Source organism: Roseburia inulinivorans DSM 16841 (assembly GCF_000174195.1).
Lineage (GTDB): Bacteria > Bacillota > Clostridia > Lachnospirales > Lachnospiraceae > Roseburia > Roseburia inulinivorans.
In genome coordinates this window covers 1-15,382 of the sequence record NZ_ACFY01000050.1, presented here as the reverse complement: position 1 = coordinate 15,382, position 15,382 = coordinate 1, and the positions used below count along the sequence as shown (strand labels likewise).

Genomic DNA, 15,382 nt, shown 5'->3' with positions numbered 1-15,382 from the left:
AGATTTCTATACACTTTGTTGGCATGCAATTAACATAACCTGCGAAAATCCGTAACACCACCTACAGGCGGCAGTTCATACGTTAAACTCCGGTTTTACCTATCTGTACTCAACGATTTCTTCTAAGGGCTTTCTTGGTCTTTTAGCAGGAGATTCATCGGCAAAGCCAACCGCAACAATTCCTGTCAACTGGCTGTCTGTTCCGATAAAATCCATCAGCTCATTATAGGCAAAACAAGTATTGGCAATCCATAAGGTGCCCAATCCATATCCGGTTGCTGTCAGAATCATATTTTCAATTGCTGCACCTATGGACAGTGAATCGCAAATTTCAACGATTAGTTTTTCATTTTCAATACTTGCAAATGGCGTGTGCTGATTAGTATTAATAGAATATCCCATATCATAGGCTTTTTTACTCCTGTAACAGCCAATCAGCTATATCGTGAACTTCAATTCCTTCATAGCTATATTTCGGATGCCTGGTTCTGGCAATGATCATTTTCGGATAGGCATCTCGGATCTGAAGCAGAGGGGAACATTCTCTCTCAAATGTCTCCTGCCCGGAAATGTTATCACTTACTTGAATATAAATTTTTTCGCTGCCCCTCTGAGCAACAAAGTCAATTTCCTTTTTATAGAGTTTGCCGACATAGACATCGTATCCACGTCGAAGAAGTTCGATGCAAACGATATTCTCATAAACTCTGCCATAGTCCATATTTCTGCTTCCCAGAATTGCGTATCGAATACCGCTGTCACACAGATAAAATTTCTCAGAACTTTCGAGATATTTCCTGCCACGAATATCGTATCTCTTAATATCATAAAACACAAAGGCATTACACAAATACTTGATGTACCTGCCTACGGTCACATGATTGGTCGGGCTCTCATTTGCTGTCAGCAGCTGACTGATCTTATTAGGCGAAGTCAGATTGCTGATATTGTCCATCAAGAACTCGCTCAGACGCTGCAAAACCAAAGTGTCCGGCAGAGCATATTTCTGTACTAAGTCCCTTGTAACAATGGTTTCGTAGACTTCCTTTATATAGTTTGTTCTGTCTTTTTCAGTTCTATAAGCATAGGAACCTGCTAAACCGCCTTTGATGGAGTAATCATCAAAGAGTTTATCTTTATCACTGACATCATCGTAATATTGGCAATACTCCTGGAAGCTGAAAGGAAACACATGAATTTCAATATATCGTCCGGTAAACAACGTTGCCAAATCCGCACTCAACAGAAATGCGTTGGAGCCGGTTACATAAATGTCGTATTTTCCTTTAGAATACAGGCTATTGATTGCTAACTCAAACTTGGGACACATCTGAACCTCATCTACAAACAGATAGTTTGTTTTTCCTGCCTGATAATGTTCTTCCACATAGGCGTGTAAGGCATGGTATTCCCTGATTTCTTCATACGTCAAATCCATGAAGTCAATGAAGATGATATTGATATTTTCAAAATGGCTTTTCAGGTACTCAATATATGCCTGCATCAGCTTGGATTTGCCAGATCGACGAATACCTGTGATAATCTTGATGTCGGGAGTACCGTTCAGCTCAATGATTCTGTCGAGATATTTTGTTCTTGTGATTGTTTTCATATAGTCACCCACTTTCAAAAGTTGAAAAAAATTCATTTCTTGAAACTGCTTTGATATTTTTATTATACTGTCTATAAATAGTATATGCAAGATGCCGCTTTCAAAAACAACAAAAAATTTATTTTTCGAAAGTGGGTGTTATGCAAAGACAATCCTTCCCAAGTAATCAATTTACTTTCACAATAATATGAATTATTATATTAGCAAGAAGGAGAACGCAATATGACCCAATTTGAACAATTAGATTTATTGCTGAATGAATATGGAGAAATAATTCATGAGTAGAATACTTTTGTTGGAAGATGACACAATGATTGCTTCGGGAATTCTGTATGCACTTGAGACAGAAGGTTATGAAACAAATCATGCCACAGGTATAAAAGATGCCGGAAGTTTAATAGAACATTATAATTTTGACCTGGCAATTATAGATATGCAGCTCCCGGATGGAACTGGATTTGATGTAAGTGAGATATTCCAAAATACTGCTACATCTGTGATTTTCCTGACAGTTGTGGATGATGAAAATACAATTGTGAGGGCATTTGATGAAGGAGCAGAGGATTATATTGTAAAGCCTTTCAGAATCAGAGAACTTTTGGCGAGAGTCCGGCGCATTTTATCTGCCAATATCAAAAATGGAGAGAAGGACAACATAATCTATATGGGTCATGCAGCCATCCATACAGATGAGGCAAAAGTTTATGTGAATGATAAAATCATAGAACTTACAGCATTGGAATATCGGTTGCTGCTTATTTTTGCGAGTAATAAAGGAATCCTTTTGACAAGGCAGCAGATTCTTGACAAAATATGGGACGCAGACGGCAACTTTGTTGAGGATAATACACTTACCGTTTATGTGAAACGGCTGCGGGAGAAACTTGGAGAGGCAATACACATTGAGACTGTGAGAGGAATGGGATATCGTGTGGATTAAGAAAAAAGAGATAGAACAGTTGTCGGAGTTTGTGAAAGGCTATAGTTCCGGCGAGGAACTGGATATTCGAGTGAATAAGGAAGGCTCTTTTAACATATTAAAAAATGATATTTATGCTCTTGTGAACACGAAAAATGAACAGATAAAGGCAGTTGAGGCAGAAAGAGACAGTCTCTCTGATTATATGGCAGATATTTCCCATCAGTTAAAAACACCGATTACTTCCATGATGATTATGGCAGATTTACTGGAGGAGGCAGAGCCGGAAAAACAGGAAGAGTTCATTCATAACATTCAGGTTTCGCTAAACAAAATGGAGTGGCTTGTAGGGGCACTTCTTAAGATGGCAAAGCTTGATGCCCATGCAATTGATTTTATCAAAAATGACATCTACACGTCAGAACTCTTAGAGGCGGTAAAACCATCGGTGGCAATCCTTTTGGATATCCACAATCTGACCATAGAGCTGAAACAGGATTGCATCATACATTGTGATAAACGCTGGACCACAGAAGCACTCACAAACATTGTCAAAAATGCGATCGAATATTCACCGGATGGAAGTGTGATTGAGATTGACAGCGGAGAAAATCCCATGTATAGCTGGATTTCGGTCAGGGACAGCGGTATGGGAATGGACAAAACAGAGTATGCTGCTCTTTTTAAAAGGTTTGAAAACTCTACCAATGAAAATGGATTTGGAATCGGAATGCCGCTTGCACTCTCTATTCTGAAAGGACAGGGTGGCGACATTGATGTTGATTTTGGAGGCAGGGGAGAGGGAACGACTTTTATTTTAAAATTTTTCAAGTAATATCACTTATGCTGGAAGACCTGGAATTGTTTCTAAGTGACAAAATTGTCACAATAATAAATTCTTTTGTCACGGTACAGTCATTTTGCATTGCTAGGATGGTATTTAGGCTTTTGCGAAAACTTATTAAAACCTAAATTGAATTGTGAGAAATTGACAAAAGACATGAAAGACACTGGGGAGCCGCCGGCACTTAGAAGACTGATACAACGCTAGGTTGTGTCAGGCTTCTTAGTACCGCTGCGAGCGACACGTAGCGAGAGCGTGTCTTGAATGTTTTTGTTAATTTTGAACAATTTAAAGAAGATTATGAGGAGTTTCGCAATTGTCTATAAGATGGTATTTAAAACAAGGAGAAATGCAATGGCTGTTTTAGAAGTGAAGGAATTAACAAAGAAATATGGTGAAGGTGAATCGGAAGTGATTGCGCTTGATCATGTGTCTTTTTCGGTAGAAAGAGGAGAATTTGTTGCAATCATCGGAGCATCCGGTTCCGGGAAATCGACACTTATGAATATGATTGGCGGAATTGATCATCCGACAAGCGGTTCTATTATCATTGATGGAAATGAGATACAAGTAATGAGTGAGGATGAACTTGCAATTTTCCGCAGAAGAAATCTGGGAATTGTTTATCAGTTTTATAATCTGATACCCACTCTTACTGCGGAGGAAAATATTGCGCTGCCATGGAAATTAGATGGAAGAAAAGAGAATAAGGAACGGCTTTCTGAGATTGTGAATATGCTGGGTCTTGAGAAAAGGGCAAAACATCTGCCGGGACAAATGTCAGGAGGGCAGCAGCAAAGAGTATCCATAGGAAGGGCTCTTATAAACGAGCCGGCATTTATTCTTGCAGATGAGCCGACGGGAAATCTTGACAGTAAAACAAGCAGAGAGATTCTGGATATTTTGAAGTTTACCAATCAGAAATATAAGCAGACGATTCTTCTTGTCACACATGACGAAAAGATTGCACTGCAGGCGAACCGGATCATCACGATCGGAGATGGAAAAATCATAAAAGATGAGGTGATGAAGTAATGAAAATAACAGCACAACTCGCCTTAAGCCAGATGAAAGTGAATAAAAAAAGAACGATTGCAGGAATTTTTGCGATCGCACTTGCAACATCACTTATTACAACTGTAATGTGCTTTGTGACAAGTGCAAATAAGATGCTTACGGATTTCCTTGGTTCGGATTATGGAGAATATGGAGGAGCATACACTCTCATGCTTGCAATACCGGCACTGATTTTAGGTCTTCTTATTGCGGCAATGTCGATTACGGTAATATCCAATATATTTTCTGCTAGTGCCAATAAGAGGATTCAGGAGTTTGGTATTTTAAAATGTGTCGGTGCAACAGGCAGACAGATAAGGGCAAGTGTTGTCTATGAGAGTTTATGGCTTAGTCTGACAGCCATCCCGCTTGGACTTATTGCAGGAACTATACTAGGTTATATTAGTGTGAAATTTACAGGACATTTTATTTCCAATATCAATGATGCTGCAAAAGAAATTATTATGAGACCTTTTACCTTTTCACTGCCCTTTCATATATCTGTGTGGACATATTTGTTTGCAGGTGTATTTTCGTTTTGCATTGTATTATTCTCTGCATACAGACCAGCTAAAAAGGTTGGTAGATTTACTGCGATCCAGTGTGTAAAAGGGATTGGAGCAGGTACAGCTTTGAAAGAAATCCAGGTAAAAGACAGCGTTATCCAAAAAATATTTGGATGTGAGACTGCAATTGCCTATAAAAACATGAAAAGAAACAAATACGGCTATAGGGCAACGATACGTGCATTGTCACTTGGGATTTTACTTTTTCTGTTAACCGGAGGATTATCCGGTCAGGCAAAGGAATTCCAAGAATGGATGACACCAAAAATCAAAAGAAATGATGGTGGATTATTGTTCCAATTATGATACCGGGGTTAATGCGAAAACAGGGAAAGAAGAGAGAAAAATCAGCCGGCCTGTTACATCAGACCAATATAATGAAATTACACAAAAGCTGGAAAAGTACGGGATAGATGTATATGGTGTTGGAGCAGATGCTTTTACCTACAATGCGCTATTAGATAAAAATACATTAACAAAGGATATGCTGCAGGTTCCGAAATTTTCTGATGATAATGGGGAAACAAGGACAGAAATCGTGTCCGTTGATGAAAAACTCTATAAAAAACTCTGTGACAGGGCAGGCGCAGAATATGGAAGTATCCTTTTGCTGAACACTTACCAATATAATGACAATGGAGTGTATACGTCGATAAAACCTTTTAAAGATGATGTGACACAGATTTCCCTGATAAACGCAGCCAATGAGAAGAACACACTTACAATTGGAGGTATTTTAGAACAGTCCGATTTAAAGGAATATGGTTTTTGGGAAATGACACCATATCCGGTCAGAATTGTCGTACCTGATGCGGATGCGAGGAGTTTTGACTGGTTTAGTATGCCATCAGATGAAGATGATTATACAGAATATGCCAGAAGTGTCATGGATGAATATTTTCCGATTGTGGCAGAGGATTCTTATGCAGAGCAGGGATATACCGTGAGAATTGCCCGCACAGATGCTATGATTAAAATGCTCAATATAGCTATAGTTCTTGCTGAAATTGTGATGTATGGTTTTGTTATCCTGCTCATTCTCATGGGGTTTACAAGCGTAATTAGTACGCTGACGACAAATATCAGAATCAGAAGCCGTGAGTTTGCAGTGTTAAAGAGTGTTGGAATGACAAATAAATCACTTTGCAGGATGTTATATAGTGAAAGTATTTTTTGCGTTCTAAATGCACTTGTTCCGGGAGTGATACTTGGAATTGCAATTCCATTTTTAATTAATTTATCCATTCGGAAGGCTTTTCCGGTATTGTATCATATTCCGTGGACGGCATTATTTGGTGGTATATTTGTTTTGATAGGAATTGTGTTTTCTATCACACGAACTGAAATTCATAAGTTAAGAGATAAAAGTATTATTGATGAAATAAGAATGGATATTGTATAATGGCTAATGCCATTCGGGCATTAGTTTCAATGTTCATTCCTATTTTATGATTGTAAGTATCTTATTTTCTAATCATAGTATGACTGATTGCCATCCCCATAAAATTGGAAGCTGTTATTCTCCTATGGAGACACCGCTATCGTCTTTAAGGCCACAAATCGCAACTATACCATTATTTTTATAACTCACAATGAGAGTGGTATCCCCAATTTTCCAACATACTGTGCCGTCTTCACTGGTATCAGGTTTCCCCCATACCTCTCTAAGCTGGTCAATATGGTATCCAGGCAAAAGGCTATTAACATCAGCTTCACTCATTTCTGCGATTGCCGTCAGAGTGGGAAGATTGTCGTTGCTTTTGCGATTGTAGTACCCATAAAACCATGCCGATACGCATATCGCAAGAGCCAAAATGATTACAGTCATAACAGATAGCTTCTTTTTCATACAATCACGCTCCCTTCCTCAAGTTCTGATTTTATAAATTCATTACTAAACATAATTCTACCACAATCACACTTACAATCCTACGTTTTTCTTTTTCATTACATATAAAATTGCCTTGTGAACGGACATTTATATATGCACTTCAAAACCTAAGAAAGCACCATAAAATCTGCGACACTACGACCGCTAAACTCTGGCAGGACACAATTTTTTCACAAAAAATCTTCAAAAAACATCAGAAATACTGTTGACAAAAAAAATAGGATGGTGCTATGTTAGGTACATAGATATTAGCACTCCAATCAAATGAGTGCTAACAAATCTAAAAACACACAGATAATTGTTCAGTGACAAGCGTTGTTGGGCAATTATGATATTTCCAGAAGCAGGAGTGAGTGAATGGAAGAATTAGAATTAGACGAACGTAAAACGAAAATTTTAAATGCTATCATCCGCAACTATCTGGAAACAGGTGAACCGGTTGGTTCAAGAACCATTTCAAAGTATACAGACCTGAATTTAAGTTCAGCAACGATCCGAAATGAGATGGCAGACCTTGAGGAATTAGGATACATTTTACAGCCGCATACTTCGGCAGGACGGATTCCTTCCGATAAAGGTTACCGCTTCTATGTAGATCATCTGATGGAAGAGAAGAACCGGGAAGTGGATGACATGAAACAGTTTGTCATCGAACACACCGAGAAGATGGAACAGGTACTGCAGAAGGTTGCAAAAGTTCTGGCAGCCAATACCAACTATGCAACAATGGTATCAGCGCCGAGTTATCATCGGAACAAAGTGAAGTTCATCCAGCTCTCTAATGTGGATGAGGAACAGATCCTTGCAGTGATCGTCACAGAGGGCAACATGGTCAAGAATAAGATCATTCCGGTATCAGAACCGCTTGATAATGAGACAATGTTGAAGTTGAATATCCTGCTGAATTCGAATCTGAATGGTCTGGCATTAGAAGAGATCAATCTTGCGACCATCGCCAAGCTGAAAGGGCAGGCAGGTATCCACAGTGATATCGTCAGCAACGTGCTTGATACACTTGGTGAGACAATGGGTCAGGATGAGGATATTAAGATTTATACGAGTGGTACGACAAATCTTTTCAAATATCCGGAGTTATCTGATTCAGCGGAGAAAGCAAGTGAACTGATCTCCACATTTGAGGAGAAACAGCAGTTGGCAAGCCTTGTAACTGAAAACCTGTTGGATGAAGAGAATACAGGAATTCAGGTTTATATAGGGAATGAAAGCCCGATCCAGACGATGAAGGACTGCAGTGTTGTGACTGCAACTTATGAATTGGGCGAAGGTGTTCGGGGAACGATAGGAATTGTCGGACCGAAGCGGATGGATTATGAGAAAGTAATGGCGAATCTGAACACATTGAAAAAATCTCTGGATGGCATCTTAGATAAGCCAAAAGGAGAAGTATAGAAAGGTGGCTGGGAAATGCAGGAAGCGAAGAAAGAAGAAGTATTAGAAGAGGTTTTAGAGGATTTAGAAAAAGAGTCCCAGGCAGATCAGACAGAAGATTCCGTAAAAGAAGCTGAAACGACTGAGGATACAGCTTCTGAGACAGAAGAGAAAGACACAGAGGAAACGGCGGAAGAGACAGAAGGATCTTCCAAAGAGGATTCTGATGACAATAAAAAGGGATTCTTCAAGAAGAAAAAGATAAGAAAGATGAACAGATTGAAGATCTTACCGATCGTCTGAGACGCCAGATGGCAGAATTTGAGAATTTCCGCAAACGTACTGAGAAAGAAAAATCACAGATGTTTGATATGGGAGCAAAAACAATTGTTGAGAAAGTGCTTCCGGTGATCGATAATTTCGAGCGCGGACTTGCGGCTGTACCGGAAGACAAAAAGGAAGATGCATTTGTCGTTGGTATGGATAAGATTTACAAACAATTCCTTACAACATTAGAGGAGGCTGGTGTAAAACCAATCGAGGCAGTTGGACAGGAATTTGATCCAAATTTCCATAATGCAGTCATGCATGTGGAAGATGAAGAGCTTGGCGAAAATATAGTAGCGGAAGAACTTCAGAAAGGTTATATGTACAGAGACGCTGTGGTAAGACACAGCATGGTAAAGGTAGCTAATTAAAGGAGGAAATTATTATGAGTAAAATTATTGGTATTGACTTAGGAACAACAAACAGCTGTGTAGCAGTTATGGAAGGTGGAAAACCTACCGTTATCGCAAATCAGGAAGGTGCAAGAACAACACCATCTATCGTAGCATTTACAAAAACAGGAGAGAGATTAGTCGGTGAACCTGCAAAACGTCAGGCTGTTACAAACGCAGAAAAAACAATCTCTTCCATTAAGAGACATATGGGATCTGATTACAAAGTAGCAATTGATGATAAACAGTATTCTCCACAGCAGATCTCCGCAATGATCCTTCAGAAATTAAAAGCAGATGCAGAGGGATATTTAGGAGAGAAAGTTACAGAAGCGGTTATCACAGTACCAGCATACTTCAATGATGCCCAGCGTCAGGCAACAAAAGATGCCGGTAAGATCGCAGGACTTGATGTAAAACGTATCATCAACGAGCCAACAGCAGCAGCTTTAGCTTATGGTCTTGACAATGAGAAAGAACAGAAGATCATGGTATACGATTTAGGTGGTGGTACATTCGATGTTTCCATTATCGAGATCGGTGACGGAGTTATTGAAGTATTAGCTACAAACGGTGATACACATCTTGGTGGTGATGATTTTGATAACAAGATCACACAGTGGATGATCGATGAATTCAAGAAAGCAGAAGGTGTTGATTTATCTACAGATAAGATGGCACTTCAGAGATTAAAAGAAGCAGCAGAGAAGGCTAAGAAAGAGTTATCTTCTGCTACAACTACAAATATCAACTTACCATTCATCACAGCTACAGCAGAAGGTCCAAAACATTTCGATATGAACCTTACAAGAGCAAAATTTGATGAATTAACACATGACTTAGTTGAGAGAACTGCAATCCCGGTTCAGAACGCTATGAAAGATGCAGGACTTACAAACGCAGATCTTGGTCAGGTATTATTAGTTGGTGGTTCTACACGTATCCCGGCTGTTCAGGACAAAGTAAGACAGTTGACAGGCAAAGAGCCAAGCAAATCCTTAAACCCGGATGAGTGTGTTGCAATCGGTGCTTCTATCCAGGGTGGTAAATTAGCAGGAGATGCCGGTGCCGGTGAAATCTTACTTCTTGATGTAACACCATTATCATTATCTATCGAGACAATGGGTGGTATCGCTACAAGACTGATCGAGAGAAATACAACGATCCCTACCAAGAAGAGCCAGATCTTCTCTACAGCAGCAGATAACCAGACAGCCGTTGATATCAACGTTGTACAGGGTGAGAGACAGTTCGCAAGAGATAACAAATCCCTTGGACAGTTCCGTCTGGATGGTATCCCACCAGCACGTCGTGGTGTTCCACAGATCGAGGTTACATTTGATATCGATGCAAACGGTATTGTAAACGTTTCTGCAAAAGATTTAGGAACAGGAAAAGAGCAGCACATTACAATCACATCCGGATCTAACATGTCCGATGATGAGATCGATAAGGCTGTAAAAGAAGCAGCTGAGTTCGAAGCACAGGATAAGAAGAGAAAAGAAGCAATCGATGCAAGAAACGATGCAGATTCCTTCGTATTCCAGACACAGCAGGCATTGGATCAGGTTGGAGCAAACCTTGATGCAAATGATAAAGCTGAAGTAGAAGCTGACTTAAATGCAGTAAAATCTTTCTTGGACGCACATCAGAATGCAGAAGAGATGACAGACGCAGATGTTGCTGAATTAAAAGCAGCTCAGGAGAAACTGACACAGAGTGCACAGAAAGTATTTGCTAAGATGTATGAGCAGACACAGGCAGCACAGGGTGCCCAGGGAGCAGGTCCTGATATGGGAAACATGGGCGGCGCACAGACGAACAATGCCGGCGCAGCAGATGATGATGTTGTAGACGCTGATTTCAAAGAGGTCTAAAATATAATCAGCATATAAAAAGGGGTTTCCGGTTTTCCGGAAACCCTATATGCGGTAGAAGAGGAAAATATTTTAAAATTTTTGAAAACCGGAAATTGAATCATGCTTTAGACAGATAGCCGGTATGATAAATTTGTACATGATAACAAGGAGTTAAGCGTTATGGCAGAGAAAAGAGATTATTATGAAGTCCTTGGCGTTCCGAAGAATGCGAGTGACGCTGATATAAAAAAGGCATTCCGTACTCTTGCCAAGAAGTACCATCCGGATATGCATCCGGGTGATAAAGAATGTGAAGAAAAGTTCAAGGAAGCACAGGAAGCTTATGCAGTATTGAGTGATGCAGAAAAGCGTAAACAGTATGATCAGTTTGGTCATGCAGCATTCGATGGTACAGGCGGCGGTGCTGGCGGATTTGATTTTTCAGGCATGGATATGGGAGATATCTTTGGAGATATTTTCGGCGACTTCTTCGGTGGCGGTGGCGCCAGAAGAAGAGGCAATGATGGACCGATGAAAGGTGCGAATCTCCGTACCAGTGTAAGGATCACATTTGAAGAGGCTGTTTTCGGATGTGAGAAAGAAATTGAAATGGTTCTGAAGGATGAGTGTGCAACCTGCCATGGTACAGGTGCAAAACCGGGAACAAGCCCGGAAACATGTACCAAGTGCGGCGGCAAAGGAAAAGTTGTGTTTACACAGCAGTCCTTCTTTGGAACGGTGCAGAATGTCCAGACCTGTCCGGATTGTAATGGTACCGGTAAAGTAGTCAAAGACAAATGTCCGGATTGCCGTGGTACCGGATATATTGCAAGAAAGAGAAAAATCCAGGTAACGATTCCGGCCGGTATCGACAATGGACAGAGTGTCCGTATCCGTGAAAAAGGAGAGCCGGGTGTCAACGGTGGCCCAAGAGGAGATTTGTTAGTAGAAGTAGTTGTATCCAGACATCCAATCTTCCAGCGTCAGGATATGAATATTTATTCCACAGCTCCGGTTACGTTTGCGCAGGCTGCATTGGGCGGCGAGATCCGTATCAATACCGTTGACGGAGATGTGCTTTATGAAGTAAAACCAGGTACACAGACCGACACCAAGATCCGTCTGAAAGGAAAGGGAGTTCCATCCCTGAGAAATAAAGGGGTTCGTGGTGACCAGTATGTAACTTTGGTTGTCCAGACACCGACAGGTCTTAATAATGAGGCGAAAGAGGCGTTACGTCATTTTGATGAACTGACAGGTGCGTCCTTAAACCGAAGCAACGCCGGTGGTAACGGCACCCAGGAAAAGGGTAAGAAGAAAAAGGGATTCATGGATAAATTAAAAGAATCCTTTGATGATATCTAAAACAGATTCTAAAGATTAAAAGGATCATTTTAGTAAAATGAACAGATAATAGAAACCCGGTGTAAGATCTTTGCTGAGAGATTACACCGGGTTTGTTATTATGACAATAGAAAATACAATGTCTGTTTTGAAAACTCTATTCCGGATACACCAGATGTTTTTCATCAATATGGTAGAGCGTGTTTTCAAGATAGCGGTTGGCAAGATAATTTGCCATACCAAGGTTCATATCCAGATAATTGCCACAGTCTTTTGGACTTGCGCCAGGAACATCGCCCTTAAAATCGCGGATAAACTCAAACATTTCGATCATCAGGCCAACAATGTCCTTTGATTCATAATCACCTGCGAGAAGCAGATAAAATCCGGTACGGCATCCCATCGGACCAAAATAAATAGTTTTGGAACCGTAAACAGCATGGTTTCTTAAAAATGTTGCTGCAAGGTGTTCGATCGTATGCATCTCGGCGGTATTCATGACAGGCTCATCGTTTGGGGAAGTCATGCGCAGATCAAATGTGGTGATCACTTCTGCACCGACGGTATCTTTGCGGGATACATAAACGCCGGGTTCTAATTTGATATGGTCTATTGTAAAGCTTGCAATTTTTTCCATAAATAAAATCTCCTTTGTTTTTTCTAAAACAAACTTTAATGTAATTTTGCGGGACAGTCAAGGAAAAAAGCCACAATGTTACATAATAATATAAGAAAAAAATCAGTTCCCTGATAAATCGGAAAGGGAATCTTAACAATTGAGTCCAAAATACTTGTATTTCAATGAAAAATAATGTATATTTATGCAGACAATCAGAAAAAAAGAGGAGCGGATATTTATGATGAAGAAAAAAAGTAAAAACTGCTGCTTTGGCTTTTCGTTCTGACATTTGTGCTGACAGGAATTGCTGGATGCGGCACAAAGCAGAAGGATGATCAGGAAGCAGCATCCACGGAAACAGCCGGTGCGATCAGCGGTGTGGATGATATCGTTGGAAAAAGATTGGTGTCCAGCTTGGAACAACCGGTGATATTTATGTTTCCGATTATGAAAATGACGGATCAGGAACAACGGTGGAGCGTTACAACAAAGGCGCAGATGCAGTCCAGGCATTAAAACAGGGAAAGATTGACTGTGTTGTGATCGATGAACAGCCGGCGCTCGCATTTGTGGAGGAGAATCCGGGACTTAAAATTCTCGATGAAGAATTTACGCTGGAAGAATATGCGATCGTTATCGCAAAGGGAAACGATGATCTGCTGGAAAAGGTCAATACGGCATTAGAGGAATTAAGAAGCGAGGGAACGCTTGACCGGATTACAAAAAATTATATTGGAACAGATGCGGAAAAAGGAAATTATCCATACGAACCACAGGATGCGTCCCGTGGGAATGGAACACTGACGATGGGAACAAATGCTGAGTTCCCGCCATATGAGTATTATGAGAATAATGAAATCGTCGGTATAGATGTGGATATCATGCAGGCGATCGCTGATAAGCTCGGTATGGAATTGAAGATTGAAGATATGGCATTTGATTCTATTATTCCGGCTGTGTCTACGGGAAAGATAGATGTGGGCGCTGCCGGATTTACCGTGACAGAAGAACGAAAGAAGAATGTCAACTTTACAGATACATATGCAACTTCCAAGCAGGTGATCATTGTGCGTGATGGGAATGCAGTGACAGCAAAGAGTTCGTTTGGCGAAAAATTTTACCAGAACTTTATTCAGGATAACCGCTATGCATATATGTTAAAAGGTCTTGGCAATACATTGATCATTACAATTTTTGCGGTGATGATCGGTATTGTCTTAGGATTTTTAATTGCCATTGTCAGAACCAGCCATGACAGAAATGGCGGGCTTGGCATTCTGAATGCAGTCTGTAAAGCATATTTGACGATCATCCGCGGCACACCGGTCATGATCCAGTTATTGATTATCTATTATGTTATTTTCCAGAGTATTAACACGGGAAAAATCGTGGTAGCAGTGATCGCATTTGGTTTGAACTCAGCTGCTTATGTGGCAGAGATCGTGCGTTCCGGAATTATGGCAGTGGATATCGGACAGTTTGAAGCAGGACGAAGCTTAGGCCTTAATTACAGACAGACGATGACCACCATCATCCTGCCACAGGCAGTAAAGAACATTCTCCCTGCACTGTGTAACGAGTTTATCAGTTTATTGAAAGAGACGTCCATCAGTGGTTACATCGGTCTGATGGATCTGACAAAAGGTGGAGACATTATCCGAAGCGTTACGTATGAGGCATTTATGCCGTTGATCGCAGTTGCTGTCATTTATCTTCTGATGGTAGTCGGACTTAGCAAAGCTGTCGGTGTCTTAGAAAGGAAGTTGAGAAACAATGAGCGATAATACAAATACAACCAATTCTGCAGAGGTGATCTTAGAGATTCAGGATCTCTGCAAATCTTTTGGGGATCATGAAGTATTAAAAGGAATCTCCACGACCATCAGAAAAGGGGATGTCCTTGCATTGATCGGACCTTCCGGCTGTGGAAAATCGACATTTCTGCGATCCTTAAACCTGTTGGAGATCCCAACGAGCGGACACGTTCTGTTTGAGGGGACGGATATGACGGATAAGTCGGTGGATATTAACCATGTACGGGAAAAAATCGGAATGGTGTTCCAGCAGTTTAATCTGTTTCCAAACATGACTATTAAGGAAAACATTATGCTTGCCCCGGTAAAACTCAACAAAATGACCAAGGAAGAGGCAGAGAAAAAAGCGATGGAACTTTTGAAAAGAATCGGTCTGTCTGATAAGGCGGATGCCTATCCAAGCCAGCTTTCAGGTGGACAGAAACAGAGAATTGCCATTGTCCGTTCGCTTGCCATGAACCCGGATATTATTTTGTTTGATGAGCCGACTTCGGCATTGGACCCTGAGATGGTCGGCGAGGTTTTAAGCGTTATGAAAGAACTTGCAGAGGACGGTATGACCATGGTGGTTGTAACACATGAAATGGGATTTGCAAGAGAGGTTGCAAACCGTGTCATGTTCATCAATGACGGTGTCATTCAGGAAGAAAACACACCGCAGGAGATCTTTGAACATCCACAGAGTCCGAGATTGCAGGAATTTTTATCAAAAGTATTATGATCATGAAAGAAAAAGGCTGTGCGGCAGCC

General features: G+C 40.6%; 15 protein-coding genes and 1 pseudogene. 12 read left to right on the top strand and 4 right to left on the bottom strand.

All coding sequences use genetic code 11. The features are described from left to right. Window positions 1-99: 99 nt before the first annotated feature. Window positions 100-402, bottom strand: a complete 303-nt coding sequence (locus tag ROSEINA2194_RS05030) for a nitroreductase family protein (RefSeq protein ID WP_007884136.1) — start codon at window positions 400-402, stop codon at window positions 100-102. Between the two features lie 13 nt (window positions 403-415). Then, window positions 416-1,648, bottom strand: coding sequence for an ATP-binding protein (locus ROSEINA2194_RS05025; protein WP_044927247.1), 1,233 nt, complete (start codon window positions 1,646-1,648; stop codon window positions 416-418). 241 nt (window positions 1,649-1,889) lie between these two features. Here ROSEINA2194_RS05025 and ROSEINA2194_RS05020 point away from each other — a divergent pair, with 241 nt between their 5' ends. From ROSEINA2194_RS05020 to ROSEINA2194_RS21790, 5 genes are all read left to right on the top strand, one after another. After that, window positions 1,890-2,552 (top strand): response regulator transcription factor, encoded by a 663-nt coding sequence (locus ROSEINA2194_RS05020; RefSeq protein ID WP_007884128.1) that lies wholly within the window; start codon window positions 1,890-1,892, stop codon window positions 2,550-2,552. Continuing rightward, on the top strand, window positions 2,542-3,366 hold the full coding sequence (locus ROSEINA2194_RS05015; protein ID WP_007884126.1) for a sensor histidine kinase: 825 nt from the start codon (window positions 2,542-2,544) through the stop codon (window positions 3,364-3,366). Before ROSEINA2194_RS05020 ends, ROSEINA2194_RS05015 begins: the two co-directional genes overlap by 11 nt. 363 nt (window positions 3,367-3,729) lie before the next feature. Next, a complete protein-coding gene (locus ROSEINA2194_RS05010) occupies window positions 3,730-4,410 on the top strand; it encodes an ABC transporter ATP-binding protein (protein WP_044927244.1) in 681 nt (226 codons plus the stop codon). Then, entirely contained in the window at window positions 4,410-5,303 is an 894-nt protein-coding gene (locus ROSEINA2194_RS21795) for an ABC transporter permease (RefSeq protein WP_007884124.1), read from the top strand. The genes ROSEINA2194_RS05010 and ROSEINA2194_RS21795 overlap by 1 nt, the downstream gene beginning before the upstream one ends. After that, window positions 5,275-6,399, top strand: a complete 1,125-nt coding sequence (locus ROSEINA2194_RS21790; RefSeq protein WP_007884122.1) for an ABC transporter permease — start codon at window positions 5,275-5,277, stop codon at window positions 6,397-6,399. Before ROSEINA2194_RS21795 ends, ROSEINA2194_RS21790 begins: the two co-directional genes overlap by 29 nt. 114 nt (window positions 6,400-6,513) lie before the next feature. On the opposite strand, the gene ROSEINA2194_RS05000 is transcribed toward ROSEINA2194_RS21790, so the two are convergent. Further along, window positions 6,514-6,846 carry a hypothetical protein gene (locus tag ROSEINA2194_RS05000; RefSeq protein WP_007884121.1) on the bottom strand — a complete coding sequence of 111 codons (333 nt, stop codon included), beginning with the start codon at window positions 6,844-6,846 and terminating at the stop codon, window positions 6,514-6,516. A gap of 399 nt (window positions 6,847-7,245) precedes the next feature. On the opposite strand from ROSEINA2194_RS05000, the gene hrcA reads away from it, so the two are divergent. The 4 genes and pseudogenes from hrcA (at window position 7,246) to dnaJ (ending at window position 12,220) form a co-directional block, all read left to right on the top strand. Then, the gene (gene hrcA / locus ROSEINA2194_RS04995) at window positions 7,246-8,298 is read left to right on the top strand and encodes a heat-inducible transcriptional repressor HrcA (protein WP_007884120.1); all 1,053 of its coding nucleotides are present in this window, start codon (window positions 7,246-7,248) and stop codon (window positions 8,296-8,298) included. Window positions 8,299-8,313: 15 nt separating this feature from the next. Continuing rightward, window positions 8,314-8,975, top strand: a pseudogene (grpE, locus tag ROSEINA2194_RS04990) (nucleotide exchange factor GrpE). Window positions 8,976-8,989: 14 nt separating this feature from the next. Further along, on the top strand, window positions 8,990-10,873 hold the full coding sequence (gene dnaK / locus ROSEINA2194_RS04985) for a molecular chaperone DnaK (RefSeq protein WP_007884108.1): 1,884 nt from the start codon (window positions 8,990-8,992) through the stop codon (window positions 10,871-10,873). Window positions 10,874-11,035: 162 nt separating this feature from the next. After that, window positions 11,036-12,220, top strand: coding sequence for a molecular chaperone DnaJ (gene dnaJ, locus ROSEINA2194_RS04980; RefSeq protein WP_007884107.1), 1,185 nt, complete (start codon window positions 11,036-11,038; stop codon window positions 12,218-12,220). Between the two features lie 136 nt (window positions 12,221-12,356). On the opposite strand, the gene ROSEINA2194_RS04975 is transcribed toward dnaJ, so the two are convergent. Continuing rightward, entirely contained in the window at window positions 12,357-12,836 is a 480-nt protein-coding gene (locus ROSEINA2194_RS04975) for an S-ribosylhomocysteine lyase (protein ID WP_007884105.1), read from the bottom strand. Window positions 12,837-13,109: 273 nt separating this feature from the next. Between ROSEINA2194_RS04975 and ROSEINA2194_RS21785 the strand changes: the two genes are divergently transcribed. The 3 genes from ROSEINA2194_RS21785 to ROSEINA2194_RS04965 are packed head-to-tail and all read left to right on the top strand — an operon-like array spanning window position 13,110 to window position 15,353. Then, complete coding sequence (locus ROSEINA2194_RS21785; protein ID WP_007884103.1) at window positions 13,110-13,334, top strand: hypothetical protein; 225 nt, start codon at window positions 13,110-13,112, stop codon at window positions 13,332-13,334. Beyond that, window positions 13,292-14,602 (top strand): ABC transporter permease subunit, encoded by a 1,311-nt coding sequence (locus ROSEINA2194_RS04970; RefSeq protein ID WP_438942526.1) that lies wholly within the window; start codon window positions 13,292-13,294, stop codon window positions 14,600-14,602. The genes ROSEINA2194_RS21785 and ROSEINA2194_RS04970 overlap by 43 nt, the downstream gene beginning before the upstream one ends. Beyond that, complete coding sequence (locus tag ROSEINA2194_RS04965; RefSeq protein WP_007884100.1) at window positions 14,592-15,353, top strand: amino acid ABC transporter ATP-binding protein; 762 nt, start codon at window positions 14,592-14,594, stop codon at window positions 15,351-15,353. Before ROSEINA2194_RS04970 ends, ROSEINA2194_RS04965 begins: the two co-directional genes overlap by 11 nt. Window positions 15,354-15,382: the final 29 nt, after the last annotated feature.